13 protein-coding genes are annotated in these 14,524 nt (G+C 70.0%); 3 read left to right on the top strand and 10 right to left on the bottom strand.

Features of this window, described 5'->3' with window-relative positions:
* Position 1 precedes the first annotated feature (1 nt).
* Both FHU38_RS27235 and FHU38_RS08650 read right to left on the bottom strand, forming a co-directional pair.
* Positions 2-277, bottom strand: coding sequence for a muconolactone Delta-isomerase family protein (locus tag FHU38_RS27235; RefSeq protein WP_167168700.1), 276 nt, complete (start codon positions 275-277; stop codon positions 2-4).
* Between the two features lie 137 nt (positions 278-414).
* Entirely contained in the window at positions 415-2,043 is a 1,629-nt protein-coding gene (locus FHU38_RS08650) for an ABC transporter substrate-binding protein (RefSeq protein WP_313886708.1), read from the bottom strand.
* 224 nt (positions 2,044-2,267) lie between these two features.
* On the opposite strand from FHU38_RS08650, the gene FHU38_RS08645 reads away from it, so the two are divergent.
* A complete protein-coding gene (locus tag FHU38_RS08645; protein WP_167168697.1) occupies positions 2,268-3,530 on the top strand; it encodes a GAF domain-containing sensor histidine kinase in 1,263 nt (420 codons plus the stop codon).
* Between the two features lie 47 nt (positions 3,531-3,577).
* Positions 3,578-4,090 (top strand): pyridoxamine 5'-phosphate oxidase family protein, encoded by a 513-nt coding sequence (locus FHU38_RS08640; RefSeq protein WP_167168694.1) that lies wholly within the window; start codon positions 3,578-3,580, stop codon positions 4,088-4,090.
* Between the two features lie 112 nt (positions 4,091-4,202).
* Here FHU38_RS08640 and FHU38_RS08635 read toward each other — a convergent pair whose 3' ends face one another.
* From FHU38_RS08635 to FHU38_RS08605, 7 genes are all read right to left on the bottom strand, one after another.
* Positions 4,203-5,204, bottom strand: coding sequence for an amidohydrolase family protein (locus tag FHU38_RS08635; protein ID WP_167168692.1), 1,002 nt, complete (start codon positions 5,202-5,204; stop codon positions 4,203-4,205).
* 23 nt (positions 5,205-5,227) lie between these two features.
* Positions 5,228-6,331 carry a zinc-dependent alcohol dehydrogenase gene (locus FHU38_RS08630; protein WP_167168689.1) on the bottom strand — a complete coding sequence of 368 codons (1,104 nt, stop codon included), beginning with the start codon at positions 6,329-6,331 and terminating at the stop codon, positions 5,228-5,230.
* A gap of 5 nt (positions 6,332-6,336) precedes the next feature.
* The gene (locus FHU38_RS08625) at positions 6,337-7,641 is read right to left on the bottom strand and encodes a phenylacetate--CoA ligase family protein (RefSeq protein ID WP_167168686.1); all 1,305 of its coding nucleotides are present in this window, start codon (positions 7,639-7,641) and stop codon (positions 6,337-6,339) included.
* A 62-nt stretch (positions 7,642-7,703) separates the two neighbouring features.
* Positions 7,704-8,822, bottom strand: a complete 1,119-nt coding sequence (locus tag FHU38_RS08620) for an NDMA-dependent alcohol dehydrogenase (protein ID WP_167168683.1) — start codon at positions 8,820-8,822, stop codon at positions 7,704-7,706.
* On the bottom strand, positions 8,819-9,775 hold the full coding sequence (locus FHU38_RS08615) for an LLM class F420-dependent oxidoreductase (RefSeq protein WP_208416121.1): 957 nt from the start codon (positions 9,773-9,775) through the stop codon (positions 8,819-8,821). The genes FHU38_RS08620 and FHU38_RS08615 overlap by 4 nt, the downstream gene beginning before the upstream one ends.
* A gap of 28 nt (positions 9,776-9,803) precedes the next feature.
* On the bottom strand, positions 9,804-11,273 hold the full coding sequence (locus FHU38_RS08610) for an aldehyde dehydrogenase family protein (protein ID WP_167168680.1): 1,470 nt from the start codon (positions 11,271-11,273) through the stop codon (positions 9,804-9,806).
* A gap of 79 nt (positions 11,274-11,352) precedes the next feature.
* On the bottom strand, positions 11,353-12,462 hold the full coding sequence (locus FHU38_RS08605) for an NDMA-dependent alcohol dehydrogenase (protein WP_167168677.1): 1,110 nt from the start codon (positions 12,460-12,462) through the stop codon (positions 11,353-11,355).
* A gap of 317 nt (positions 12,463-12,779) precedes the next feature.
* On the opposite strand from FHU38_RS08605, the gene FHU38_RS08600 reads away from it, so the two are divergent.
* Positions 12,780-13,496, top strand: coding sequence for a response regulator (locus tag FHU38_RS08600; RefSeq protein ID WP_167168673.1), 717 nt, complete (start codon positions 12,780-12,782; stop codon positions 13,494-13,496).
* 21 nt (positions 13,497-13,517) lie between these two features.
* Here the strand turns inward: FHU38_RS08600 and FHU38_RS08595 are convergent, their stop codons facing one another.
* Positions 13,518-14,480, bottom strand: coding sequence for a PDR/VanB family oxidoreductase (locus FHU38_RS08595; protein WP_208416120.1), 963 nt, complete (start codon positions 14,478-14,480; stop codon positions 13,518-13,520).
* Positions 14,481-14,524: the final 44 nt, after the last annotated feature.

The raw sequence follows: 14,524 nt of genomic DNA, 5'->3' as shown, positions 1-14,524 counted from the left end.
CTCAGCGCTCCTGCGGGTGGGTCGCCAGCGGCTCGACGGTGACGTCCAGCCACGGCCACAGCGGCAGCGACGCCAGCGCGTCGTGCAGCACCGTGGCGTCGGGTGCCTCGAACAACCCGATCCAGCCCGTCCTGCCCGGCACCCGCCACAGCCGCTTCAGCGTGCCGTCCTCACGCAGCCGCACGGCGCGCTCCCGCTCCGCCGCACGCAACTCGTTCCTGCGCTGCTCCGGCATGTCCGGTGGCAGGTTGTTGTCCGCCCGCACCAGGAATTCCACTTCCCACTCCCTCACTGTGCCGCCAACGCCGCACACGGTAGAACCTCGCCGGGCGAGGAGACATCGCCGCGATGCCCCCTTTCGCCCGGCGAGGTGTCGCATACCGACTACGACGTGTGTCGCACGAGGCGTAACGATCAGCCGCCGCTGCTCTTCCATGCCTCCTCCCAGATGACACCGGGATTCACCACGATCGGCGGGATCTTGGTGGTGAGGCCGGGAGCGTGCACTCCCTTGACCGCGAGGTTGGCGGGGGCGAAGGCCAGGCCGAACGGGGCATAGGCGTTGTCGCTGATGTACTTGCCCGCCTGCTGGTAGAGCCGGTCACGGTCGCGCGGGTCGACGCTGGCTGCCGCCTGGTTGAGCAGGTCCTCCAGCTTCTGGTCGGCCACACCGCTGAACGGCGACTGCGAGGAGAACCGGAACCCGACACCGACGCCCGCCGCCGGGTCCCATGCGCCCGCGGTCTGCAGCATCGCCTGCCACTTGCCGGAGTTGAACTGCTGGACCAGTGTGGACAGCTGGTAGGTGTCGACCTTGACCTTGATGCCCGCTTCCTGCCACTGGGTCTGCAGCGCGGTCATCACCTGCTGAGCCACGTAGCTGCCGAGCGTACCGAGTTCGACGCTGAGCCCGCCCAACTCGTCGACGAGCTGCTTGGCCTTGGCCGGATCGTGGGTGCGGTAACCGGGGACGGTCTCGTGGTGGAACAGCCCTCCCGGCCCGGTGAACATCTGGCTGACCGGGTACAGGCCCTTGAACAACCCCTCGGAGATCGCCTCGAAGTTCGTGGCGTAGTAGATGGCTTCCCGCGCACGCTTGTCGTCGAACGGCTTCGCCTTGGTGTTGAGCTGGATGACGTAGGGCGAGGTGGCGGGCTGCACGGTGACCGTGAGCTGGCCGTTGGAACGTGCCTGCTCCAGCAGCGGCGTGGTGCTCAAGCCCTCGTAGGCGTCGCCCTGTCCGGCGAGCAGCGCCTGGTATGCGGGCTGGTCACCGCCGACGGACTTGAAGGTCAGCTTGTCGAGGTAGGGCAGGCCCTCCTTGAAGTAGTCGGGGTTGCGTTGCAGCACCAGCTCGGAGCTGAGCTTGTTGGACACCACCTTGAACGGCCCCGCACCGACCGGGTTGATCTTGAACTTCTCCTCGCCCGCCTTCTCAAGCGCGGCCGGTGAGGCGATCCAGTTGACGTTGGACACCGGGAAGGAGTTGATCACGCCGGCGTAGGGCCGGGTGAACCGCAGCACCACGGTGCGGTCGCCCTCGACGGTGATGCCGTCCTGCTCCGCAAGCGGCCAGGTCGGCGAGCAGGTACACGGCGATTCGATGTCACGCCGGAAGTTGAACGCCACCGCCTCGGCGTCGAACGGGGTGCCGTCGGTGAACGTGATCCCGTCCCTGATGGTGATCTTCACCGTCTTGCCGCCGTCGAGCAGTTCGTAGCCTTCGGCCTGGTGCGGCTTCACTTCCGCGTTCGAGCCGTCGGAGTCGCCGTCGTCGGCGCGCAGCTGGAACAGGCCACCGTAGATGGCGCTCATCTGGGAGATGTTCGCCCCGCCGGTGGTGTTCGTCGCAGGGTCGAGCCCGGAGGGCCAGCCACCGGTGAAGGCGCTGTCCTCGAGAACGGTGAGCTCGCCGCCGCGTTGCGGTGGGCCAGCCGCTTCCTCCCCACCCGCGTTGTCACCGCCCCCCGCGCACGCGGCGAGGACGAGCACCGGCGCCAGTAACAACGCCTGCCAGGGCTTGCATCGCGCTTCGAGTCTCACGTGTCCACTCCCTTGTGGTCAGGTCCGGGCGGCGCCCGTAATGTGACACGGGTCACCGGCAACTCGACAGCGTCCTGATTCGACCGGGCGCGGGCACCCCTCATTTCGCGTGACGGAAGCAAGCTCGGTGTTCGCGGCGATACCTACGCCATTCGTCTCGGCCCCGGCTGTGCGGCTGCGCCGAACGCTTGCCGCGCGTCCCCCGCGGTGGCAACACTGGAGAGGTGAGCGGTGAGGACGGGCGCTGCCCCGAGTGCGGGCGCCCCGCGGGCGACGCGGGTTCCTTCGACGACGCCAGGCGTGGCCAGCGCAGGCTCGCCGCCATCGCCAGAGCCGCCTCCAGCGTGGCCGACGCGGGTTCGCTTTCGGTCACCCTCGACGTCGTGGCGCGCGAGGTCGTGCAGGCCACCCACATCGCCGCCGCGCAGATCCTCCGGGTCGAGGGCGGAATGATGCGGGTGGTGGGCAAGGCGGGCTTCACCGACGCGGAGGACTTCGCGCAGCGGCTGGAACAGTGCAGGCAACTGGGCGCGCGGATGCTGTTCGTGGAGGCATACCAGGCCCAGAAGCGCATCGTCGTGCCACACCGCAAGCAGGCCGTGCTCGCGGACCCGGCATGGGCGCCGTTGCACGGCATCATGGGGGGCCCCGACTGGGACACCTTCGTCGCGGTGCCGCTGGTGGTGCGCGGCAGAACGGTCGGCGTGCTCAACGCCTACTACTCACCGGACGAGGACCCCGGCGACGAGACGCTGGAGTTCCTCGACGCGATGGCCGACCAGGCGGCCATGGCTGTGGACTCGGCGGACCTGCTGGCCCGCTCCCGCCACGACGCGCAGGTGGAGGAGCGCGCCAGGCTGGCACGGGAACTGCACGACTCGGTGGTGCAGCAGGTCTTCTCGATGCGGATGCAGGCCAAGGCGTTGCGCGCGCAGGTCGACTCCGGGCTGCCCGGCGGGCCGGACGGCGTTCGCGTGGTGGCCGACGAACTACTCGACCTCGCCCACAACGCCCTCACCGACCTGCGCAGCCTCGTGCTGCAACTACACCCGGCCGAACTGGTGGGTCGTGGACTCGTCGCCGCGCTTCGCACGCACACTGAATCCGTGGCGTCGGCGTCGGGACTGCGGGTGAGCTTCCATGCCGACGAGTTACCCGACCTGCCCACCGACCTGCAGGAGGACCTGTACCGCATCGCGCAGGAAGCCCTGCACAACGTGGTGAAGCATGCCGGGGCGCGAGCCGCCGACGTCACGCTGACCACCACCGGCGACGGCTCCCGGCGGCGCGTGGTGCTGGAGGTCAGTGACGACGGCGTCGGGGTTGGCGCCGAGGTGGGCAGGCCGGGCGGGTTCGGCCTGATCTCGATGCGAGACCGGGCGCACCGCTGGGGCGGCAGCCTTCGCCTCGAGGGCTCGCAGCACGGCAGCACGGTCCGCGCCGAGGTCGGCCTCGTCGGCGTGGACGGCGCGGTACCCCTCGAGTGACCCGGGCCACCACCGGCGTGCTCGGACCAGGCGGTACGGTCGGCGGCGTGGGTGTGAATCAGCGGGCCGAAGTGCGCATGACCGACGACGAGATCGCGGAGTTCCTCAGCCGCGGCCGCGTGGCCACGCTGGCGACAAACGGCCCCGGCGGCACGCCGCACCTGGTGGCCATGTGGTACGGCTACCTGGACGGCCGCATCTACTTCGAGACCAAGGCCAAGTCGCAGAAGGCCGTGAACCTGCGCCGCGACCCCACCGTGGTCTGCATGGTGGAGTCCGGGGACACCTACGACCAGCTACGCGGCGTCTCCGTCGAGGGCACCGCGCAGCTGATCGACGACCCTGCCGACGAGGAGTACTGGGCGGCCGGGGTCAACGTGTTCGAGCGCTACCACGGTCCCTACACCGAACAGGCGCGGCCGATGCTGGAGATGATGCTGAACAAGCGGGTGATCGTGCGCGTGGAACCCAAGCGGGTCCGCTCCTGGGACCACCGCAAGCTCGGCCTGCCCGCCATGCCGGTCGGCGGCAGCACCGCCCCCTTCCTGCACAATGCCTGATCCGGTGCGCTGATCCGGTGCGCTGATCCGGGTGCGCTGATCCGGGTGCTCCGGCCCGGTGCGCCGGCCAACTGCTCGATCCGGTGCTCCCCGATGCGGTGCCGGATCGGACTCAGCCCTCACCGATGCCGAGAAACCGGTAGGCGTTGCGGTGGGTGATGTCGGCCAGCGCGTCGGCGGGCAGCCCCAGCGAGTTCAGCGTCCGCGCGGCCGGGTCCTCCCGTGGCATCGCAGGGAAGTCCGAGCCGACGAGGATGCGGTCGTGGCCGAGCAGGTCGATCACGTAGCGCAGCGCCCTGCGGTCGAACACCATGGAGTCGTAGTAGAAGCGGCGCGCGTAGTCCAGCGGTGAAGGGCCCTCCTCGTAGGCGAACGCGCGCTCGGGTACCGGCGGCTCCTCGTTCCACACCCCCGACCAGAAGTACTGCGCTCTCGGCAGCATCAGCGGGAACCCACCGGCGGCGTGGCTGAACGAGATCCGCAGGTCGGGGCACTTCGCCGCGGTGCCACCCAGGATCATCGACGCCGCGGCCAGCGCGCCCTCGATGCCGACCACGTAGGTGCCGATGCCGGAGGCTGGCAGCCGGTCGATCGGGGCGGGCATCGCGTGCACGAAGACCGCCAGGTCCAGTCGCTGCACCTCCTGGAAGAACGGCAGGAAACGCTCGTCGCCGACGGAGACGCCGAGCACGTTGGACGCGATCTCCACGCCCTTCAACCCCGCGTCCTTGACGGCGGACAATTCCTTGGTCGCGGCGTCCACGTCCTGCATCGGCACCATGCCCAAGCCCAGCAGCTTCGCCGGGTCGTGGGAGCACAGCGTGGCGGTGAACTCGTTGACGTGCCTTGCCAGCGACAGCCCGTCGGCGGCGGGCAGGTCGTAGCGCAGCAGCGGCGGCATCGGTGAGACCGCCTCGGCGTCGACGCCGGACTCCGCCATCGCCTCGACGCGCCGCTCGCCCTCGAAGAACACGTCGCGGGCCTTGAACCTGGTGTTGCCGAACAGCAGGGTCCTCGCGGTGTCACCGTCGATGGGTTCCATCTTCGGGAAACACTCCGGCGCGTCGGCCGGGTAGTCCTTCGGCAGCAGGTGGGCATGGGTGTCGACGAGCACGGGGGAGCCTCCGGTGGTTTCGCTCAGGAGTTCGGGTGAACGGACACGTGCACGGCCTGCGAACCGGGGACCTCGCCCGCGAGGGTCTGGATCGCCAGTGCCGTGTCTTCGAGGCCGAAGGTGTGGGTGTGCAGCTTCTCCAACGGGAAGCGCCGCGACTCGATGATCGCGATGGCTTCGGCGTAGGCGCGGGCGTCCACGCCGAACGCGCCAGCGACCGAGAGCGCCCTGTTGATGATCAGGTCGGTCTTCAGCGGCACGTCCCGGTTACCCTTGAGCCCGGCGAGCACCACGCGCCCGCCGTGCCGCGCGGCCAGCAGCGCGTCGGTCACCGGCTGGGTCGCCATCGGGGTCAGTTCCAGCACCACATCGGCCATGGCTCCGTCGGTGATTTCCCGCACCCGCTCGACGACATCGACACCGCCGTCACCGTCGACGACGACGGTGTGGTCGGCGCCGAACTCCTTGGCCAGCGCCAGCTTGTGCGCATCGGACTCCAACCCGGTGACGATCACCGTGCCCGCGCCCGCGGCCTTGGCCGCGATCACCGACGCGATGCCACGCTGGCCCGCGCCCAGCACCAGCACCGTGTCGCCCAGCCCGGCCCCTCCGAGGTGGACCGCCCAGCGCACCCCCGCGCCGAGCGGGTTGAACATCGCGGCCAGCTCCGCGGGCAGGCTCGCGTCCACCTTGTGCAGCACGGCCCCCGGAGTGAGGTAAAGGTACTCGGCCAGGCCACCCCACAGGCCCGGTTCCACGTCCAGCGGGGTCACACCGTGCCCGTACTTGCGGTTGGGGCATGACTGGTAGCGCCCGGTCAGGCAGTTGTGGCAGGAGCGGCACGGCACGATGACCTCCAGCGCCACCCGGTCGCCGGGTTGCACATTCCAGCGCTGCGCCGCGCGCTCGCCGACCTCCTCAACGATCCCGAGCGGTTCGTGGCCGGGAACGAACGGACCACCGTCGCCACGCATGTGTCCTTTGTAGATCTCTACGTCGCTGCCGCAGATCCCGTTGGCCTCCACCCGCAGCAGGCCGTCGTCCGGGCCGATCTTCGGGCGTGGCAGTTCGCGAATCTCGATCTTGCGCGGCCCCACCTGCACCGCCGCGCGAACCATGTCGGCCATCGGGCTCAGCCCTTTCCGTTCTCGCCGACGACCCGCGTCAGCTTGGTCTTCATCTCCGAGCGAGCGATCGTTCCTGGCGGCACGAGCGTCACGTCGGTACGAACCGACAGCCGCGACCGCAGCAGCGACTCCAGGCTGCGCCGCAACTCCTCGTGGTCGCCTGGCTGTTCGCCCCACTCCGCCTCCACGCGCAGCGGCGGCTCCACCTTCGGTCCCGGTTTGGGCAGCACCACCTGAACCGCGCCGGTCGTGCGCGGGTGCAGGGTCTGCACGATGTCGCGCACAGCCGAGGGGAACACGTTGACGCCGAGCACGATGAGCATGTCGTCGGTGCGGCCGACGCAACGGATCAGCGGCGCGCCGTCGGCTGCCCTTCCGGTGACCCGTACCCGGTCCCTGGTGCGGAACCGAACCAGCGGGCAGCACTCGCGGTCGACCGCGGTGTAGACCAGTTCGCCCGAGGCGCCCGGCTCGACGTCGATCGGTTCCCCGCTCTCGGGGTCGATCAGCTCGACCACCACGTGCCTGCCTCCGGTGAAACGCATCCCGTCGTCGCCGGGCGCCTCAGCGAAGATCACCGGTGCCATGTCGGCGTTGCCGAGTCCCTCGGTGACGGGTGCGCCCCATTCCCGCTCGACGTGTTCGCGAAACGCCGGTTCCCCACCACCGGGTTCGCCGCCGACGAGGATCTTGCGCACCCCGAACTGCTTCGGGTCGTAACCGCGCTCGCGCAGGTACTCGGCGAGGTAGCGGGCATAGGAGGGGGTGGAGTGCAGTGCCGTCACCCCCAGCGTCTGCAGCGCCAGCAGCGCCTTCTCCGAGGCACCGGTGCCGATCGGCACCACCGTGCAACCGATGTGCTCCAACGCGTCCCGGATCGGCAGTCCGCCCACGAACAGCGTCAGCCCCGCACCGTGCAGTACGACGTCCTCACGGGTGGCGCCCATGGTGGAGAAGGCGCGCGCCACCATCTCGGTCCACGAGTCGGCATCCCGCCTTGTGACGCCGACCCAGCTCGGGGTGCCGGTGGTGCCGGTGGAGGCGTGCAGCCGGATGACGTCGGCCATGTCGGCGCCCGCGTGCCTGCCCAGCGGCGGCGACTGCGCCTGCGAGTCGCGCAGCATCTGCTTGGTGGTGAACGGCAGCTTGCGCAGGTCGTCCAGCGAGGTGAAGGCGGTGGGAGTCACTCCGTGTTCGGCGAACAGCTGCGCGTAGAACGGGGATCTGGCGGGCAGGCCGCTCAACTGCTCGCGCAGCAGCGCCTCGACGGCTTCCGCCTCCGAGGGCGGGACGAAACTCGATGTGGCCACGCGTCGGGGGTCCTCTCGCGCTCGGTGTCGGTTTGCCGGCAACGGCACTTCTCGGTCGGCGGTCAGTGCTCGTGGACGAGCACGCCGCGGATGTTCTTGCCTTCCACGAGGTCCCGGTAGGCCTCGTTGACCTCGTCCAGCCGGTACTTCCTTGTGATGAGTTCGTCGAGCTTGAGATCGCCGGAGCGGTAAAGGCCCAGCAATCTCGGCACGTCGTACAGCGGGTTGCAGTCACCGAACAGCGCGCCCCGGATCTGGCGCTGGTAACTGATCAGAAAGCCCGCGTGCACGTGTACCGCGTGCTCGCCGCTCTTGCCGACGGCGGTGACGGTCACCTTGCCCGCCTTGCCGACGAGCTGCACCGCGGCGTTGACGATCTCCTCGGTGACCACGCCCGGCGTGCAGATCGCGTGGTCGGCGAGCTGACCACGCGTGGCGTCGACCACGAACTCGCGCGCCTGCTCGGCGTCGGCGAAGGTATGGGTGGCGCCGAAGGTCATCGCCATCTCGCGTTTGAACTCCACCGGGTCCACCGCGACGACGTGCTTGGCGCCCGCGAACCGCGCGCCCTGCACGGCGTTGCTGCCGACACCACCCGCGCCGAAGATCACCACGGTCTGCCCCGCCCGAACCTCCGCCGCGTACACCGCCGAACCCCAGCCCGTAGGCACGCCGCAGCCGACCAGCGCGCCGATCTCGAACGGGATGTCGTCCGGCAGTGGGATGCAGGCCCACTCCGACACCACCGCGTACTCGGAGAAGGTGCCCAGCGTGCAGAAACCGCCGAGGTCCTCCTCTCCGAGATGGAATCGGAAGGTGCCGTCGGCGAACATGCCGGTGGCGGCGTTCTTGCCTTCCACACACATGTTCTGGTGCCCGGTCGAGCACGGGCGGCACGCGCCGCAGGCGGGGATGTAGGAGCAGACGATGCGGTCGCCGGGCTTGACCCTGCGCACGTGCGGGCCGACGGACTCCACGATCCCAGCGCCCTCGTGCCCGCCGACGATGGGGAACCGCACGTGCGCGTCGCCCTGCGTGATGTGGTGGTCGGAGTGGCAAAGGCCGGAGGCGTGAAAGCGCACCCTCACCTCGTGTGCCCTCGGTTCGTCGAGAGTCAGCTCGGCGATCTCCCACGGCGTACCGGCCTCGCGGGCGATGGCGGAGCGCGTCGTTATGCTCATTCGGGCCTCCGTTGCGGCGTCACGGTGCCGGCCGCGGCCGGCACCGGCTCGGTGACGTGCGGCAGCACCTCGGTGCCGAGCAGCGCGATGTGCTCGAGGTCATGGATGTCGTAGATGTGCAGGTAGACGGTGTCGGCGCCGGCCTGCGCCAGGCTCGCGATGCGGTCGGTCACCAGTCGCGGCGATCCGATGGCGGCGTTGTTGCGCATGAATTCCGAGCCGATCACCTCGGCTCTGCGACGGACCTCGGCCTCGTCGGCGCCGCACGCGACGGGCAGCACAACGGAGCGGCGTGCCTGCTCGGGGTCGCGCCCGATGGCCTCGCAGGCGCGGGCGAACACCTCGAAACGCTCCCGCAGGTCGCCGCCGAGCGCCCCGTTGAACTCGTCGGCGAACCGCGCGGCGATCGCGGGTGTCCGGCGCGGGCCCGTGCCGCCGATGATGATCGGCGGGTACGGCCGCTGCGCGGGCCTCGGTGGCGTCCGGTTGTCGTCGATGCTGAAGTGCTTGCCCTGGAAGGAGAACGGCGAAGCATCACCGGCCGAGCGCCACAGCCCGGTGATGATCTCCAACTGCTCCTCCAGCCGGTCGAACCGCTCCCCCGTCGGCGGGAACGGCAGGCCGAAGGCGGCGTGCTCGCGCTCGTACCAGCCGGTGCCGAGGCCGAGTTCCACCCGGCCACCGCTCATCTCGTCCGCCGAGGCCACGATGGTCGCCAGCAGGCCGGGGCTGCGGAACGTCGCGGCGCCCACCAGCGCGCCGAGCCGCACGCGGTGGGTGTCGCGGGCCAGCCCACCAAGGGTGGTCCAGCAGTCGGTGGGCCGGTAGGTCGAGTCCTCGGGGTCAACGCCCATCAGGTGGTCTGAGCGGAAGAACGCGTCGAAGCCCGCCGCCTCGGTGGCCCTCGCCAGCGCCAGGATGTCGGTGTAAGTGGCTCCGTGCCGGGGCTCCATCAGCACCCGCAGCCGCAGCCCCCCGCGCTCAGGCCGTGCCACGGATCGACACCGTCTTCACCTGGGTGTACTCCAGCACCGCGTCGGCGCCCATGGTGCGACCGAAACCGCTGCGCTTGTAGCCGCCGAACGGGCCACCGATCAGTCCCGCGCCGAGCGCGGCGTTGACCGCCACCTGGCCCGCCTGCAGGCCGCGCGCCATCGCGACGGCGCTGCCGACGTCCCTGGTCCATACCGAAGCCACCAGGCCGTAGTCGGTGCCGTTGGCGACCTGCAGCGCCTCCTCGGCACCGTCGACGGGGATCACCGACAGCACCGGGCCGAAGATCTCCTCCTGCGCGATCCGCATTCCCGGCTCCACCTTGTCGAACAGGGTGGCCTCGACGAAGAAGCCGCGCTCGAACGCCTTACCCGACGGTACGCCGCCGCCGGTGACGATCTCGGCGCCCTCCTCGCGGCCGCTTTCGAGGTAGCCGAGCACCCGCTCCCGCTGCTTGGCGTTGATCAGCGGGCCCATCTGCACGTTCTCGTACCACGGTCCGACCCGCACCGAGGCCATGCCGTCCGCGAGCCTGCGCACCACCTCGGAGTGGATGGAGCGGTCGACGACGACACGGGAGCCCGCCGCACAGACCTGGCCGGTGTTCAGCGTGATGCTGCGGACGATGGCGGGAATCGCCGCGTCGAGATCGGCGTCGGCGAGCACCACCTGCGGTGACTTGCCACCGAGTTCGAGGTGCAGCGGGATGATCCGCTTCGAGCACGCCTCCATGACGGCCGAGCCGGTGGCTGGTGAGCCGGTGAAGCTCATCCTGGAAATGCCGGGGTGTGCGGGCAGCGCGGCGCCTGCCTCGACTCCGTATCCGGTCACGACGTTGACCACTCCCGGCGGGATGCCTGCCTCCAGCGCCAGCCTGGCCAGCGCGAGCGGTGTCAGCGGCGCGTCCTCGGCGGGCTTGACGACGACGCAGTTGCCCGCCGCGATGGCGGCGGCGACGTCGTTGGCGAACATCGGGCCCGGCGCGTTCCACGGGATGATGCTGCCGACCACGCCGTAGGGCTCGCGCAGCGTCAGCCCGAGCACGTCGGGAGTGTGGGAGGGCAGGCTGAGCCCGCTGATCTTGTCCGCCTGGCCCGCGATGAACCGCACCATCCCGGCCATCGGCGTCGGCCCCCAGTGCGGGCGGCCGACCTCCTGCGACTCCAGCTGGTCCAGTTCGGACTCCCGTTCGTCGATGAGCGCGGCCCACCGGTTGAGCAGCGAGGCCCGCACGCTGGGACTGGTGTCGCGCCAGGCGGGGAAGGCCTGCGCCGCCGCGGAAACAGCGGCGTCCACATCGGCCGCTCCGCCACGGGGAACCCTGGCGAGCACCTCGCCGGTCGCCGGGTTGAGCACCTCGATGACCTCGCCGCTCGCCGCCGCGACCCACTCCCCACCGATCAGGTGGGCGTTGTCCTTCGGCAGCACTGCGGGGGGTCGGGGAGGAGCGAGCGTCATGTTGGTGTCTCCTTGGGCTTGAGCGTCGTTGCTGAAGGCGGTGGAGCAGGCACGAGGAGCGGCCCTGCGCCGCCCTGGCTCAGTGTTCGTGCAGGATCACGCCGCGGATGTTCTTGCCGGAGAGCATGTCCTCGTAGCCCTGGTTGACTTCTTCGAGCCGGTAGCGCCGGGTGATCAACTCGTCGAGCTTGAGATCTCCTGAGCGGTAAAGGCCCAGCAGCCTGGGCACGTCGTAGAGCGGGTTGCAGCCGCCGAAGATGGCGCCCTGCACCCGACGCTGGTATCCGATCAGCGGTCCGGGATGGGTGTTGACGGACCCGTTGCCGACGGCGGTGATGGTGACCTGCCCGCTCTTGCCGACGATGTCGATGGCGTTGGCGATGACCTCGTCGTGCAGGATTCCCACCGTGATGATCGCGTGGTCGGCGAGCTCGCCCCAGGTCGTCTCCACCACGAAGTCGTGTGCTTCCTTGGCGTCGGCGAAGGTGTGGGTGGCGCCAAACACCCCCGCCATGTCCCGTTTGAACTCCACCGGGTCCACAACGACCACGTTCTTGGCGCCCGCGAACCGCGCGCCCTGCACGGCGTTGCTGCCGACACCACCCGCGCCGTAGATCACCACGGTCTGCCCCGCCCGCACGCCCGCCGCGTACACCGCCGAACCCCAGCCCGTAGGCACGCCGCAGCCGACCAGCGCCGCGACCTCGAACGGGATGTCCTGTCCGATGGTGATGCACGACCACTCCGAAACCACCGCGTACTGGGAGAACGTGCCGAGCACGCACAGCCCGCCCAGATCCTCTCCTTCGTGGTGGAAGCGGAAGGTGCCGTCGGCGAACATGCCGGTGGCGGCGTTCTTGCCCTCGTCGCACAGGTTCTGCCTGCCGGTGGAGCAGTACCGGCAGGCGCCGCAGGCGGGGATGAACGAGCACACGACGTGGTCGCCGACGGCGACCCTGGTGACGTCGGCACCGACCGCGTCGACGACGCCCGCGCCCTCGTGACCGCCGACGACGGGGAAGCGCATCTGCGCGTCGCCCTTCTGGATGTGGTCGTCGGAATGGCAAAGGCCCGCTGCGTGGAACTTGATGCGGACCTCGTTGGGCCCTGGCTCGTCCAGGTCGAGTTCGGCGATCTCCCACGGCCTGCCGGGTTCCCGGCAGATGGCCGCACGCGTGGTCTGACTCATGAGCACCCCGTTTCCCTCAGGCGACTCCCAACGATGCCCAGCCCATGCACCCGACATCGACACCGCTTCCGCGTCGCGGAAGATGCAGTGAGACCGCGAGCGGTGACTACGGCGGCAGGCCTAGCCGGGTACGGACGCGACAACCGGGTCCGGCAGAGACATCTGTCTCACCTGCGGGTTCCGGCCAGCCACCTGCGCGGGCGACCGCCTTGACCCGGGAACGCGGCGCGGGCGACGCTGTACCATGGCCGGTATCCGGACGATTGTCCGCTACACGGTGTCCCGCGCCGGTTGCACAGCGACAAGGAGGATGTGCGATGTCTGGTGCCACGCACGACGCGCTGCTCGACTCGGGGCGCCGAGAGGGTGCACGGCCGATCCGGGTGCTGATCGTGGACGACCACGCGGTGGTTCGGCGAGGGCTGCGCGCCTATCTCGACGTCATCGTCGACGTCGAGGTCGTCGGTGAGGCCGCGGACGGGGAGCAGGCGCTGCGGGAGATCGACGCCATGGCCGCGTTCGGTGAGGCGCCCGATGTGGTGCTGCTGGACCTGCTCATGCCGAAGCTCGACGGCATCGCCACCATCAGCCGCATCAACGACCGCCACCCCGGCGTCGGTGTGGTGGTGCTCACCAGTTTCGGGGAGATCGAGCGGGTGCGGGCCGCGCTGGCCAGCGGCGCGTGCGGCTACCTGCTCAAGGACGCGGAGCCGGGAGAGGTCGTGGCCGCCATCCGTGCGGCGGCGGGTGGCGAGATGTTCCTCGACCCCGCAGTGGCAAGGCAGCTGACCAACACGCTGGTCTCACCGGCCGGCGAGGCGGCCTCGCTCACAAGGCGGGAGCTGGAAGTGCTGGCGCTGGTCGCCAAGGGACAGTCGAACCAGGAGATCGCCGACGAGCTGTACATCAGTGAGCGCACCGCGCGCACCCACGTCAGCAACGTGCTGCGCAAGCTGGGGCTCACCTCGCGCACCCAGGCCGCCGTGGTCGCGGTTCAGCGGGGACTCGTACCCCCGCCGCAGAGCGGCGGCTGAGCACGACGCGGCCGGTGCGGCTCACACGTCCAGAACGAGCCGGTCGCCCTTGGCGCGCGAAACACAGATCATCATCACCTCGCCCTCCTCGCGCTCCTCCTCCGAAAGCACGGAGTCGCGATGGTCGGGCTCACCGTCCAGCACCACCGTCTCGCAGGTGGCGCACACGCCCTCGGTGCACGAGGACGGCACCTCGACGCCCGCCCGCGCCAGGGAGTCCAGAATGGACACACCGGCCGGGACGGTGACGGTGAGCCCGGAGGCCGCGCACTCCACTTCGAACGGCCGGTCGTCCCCGCCGCCGCCCTGCCGCTCGCTCGCGGTGAACCGCTCGACGTGCAGGGTTTTCGGTGGCAGCTCGCGACAGTGTTCCTGCACGGCGTCGAGCAGGCCCACCGGACCGCAGCAGTACACCAGCGTCCCCGGCTCGAGCTCACCGAGAATCGCGGGCAGGTCCAGCAGGCCGCACTCGTCCTGTGGCCACACCCGAACCCGCTCGCCGTGGCCGTCCAGCTCGCCAAGGAACGCCATCGACCGGCGGGACCGGCCGCCGTACCACAATCGCCACCCCGCACCGTCGCGCTGCGCCCTTGCGATCATCGGCAGCAGCGGGGTGATGCCGATCCCGCCCGCGATGAACACGTACTCCCGCGCGGGCAAGGGTTCGAAGTGGTTGCGCGGGCCCACCACCTTCAGCCGGGTGCCCTCGGTGGCGTTGGCGTGCAGCCATGCCGAGCCGCCCCGGCTTCTCGGTTCGGCCAGCACCGCCACGCGCCAGGTGTCGCTGTCGGTGTCGCCGCAGTCACCGCACAGCGAGTACTGCCGGATCAGCCCGGTCGGCAGCCACAGGTCGAGGTGGGCGCCGGGGGTCCACGACGGCAGCGGTTCGCCGGTGGCGGAGCCGAGTTCGAGCGATACGACTCCCTCGGCCTCGGTGTGGCGCGACACCACGACGACCTCCACGGTCGGCACCACGTCGATCAGCTCCTTCGCCGCCTGCCGTGCACTGGGACTGCCGAAGAAGGCGA

Origin of the sequence: Saccharomonospora amisosensis (genome assembly GCF_011761185.1) — a bacterium.
Classification (GTDB): domain Bacteria; phylum Actinomycetota; class Actinomycetes; order Mycobacteriales; family Pseudonocardiaceae; genus Saccharomonospora_A; species Saccharomonospora_A amisosensis.
This window is presented reverse-complemented; position numbering and strand designations above follow the sequence as displayed.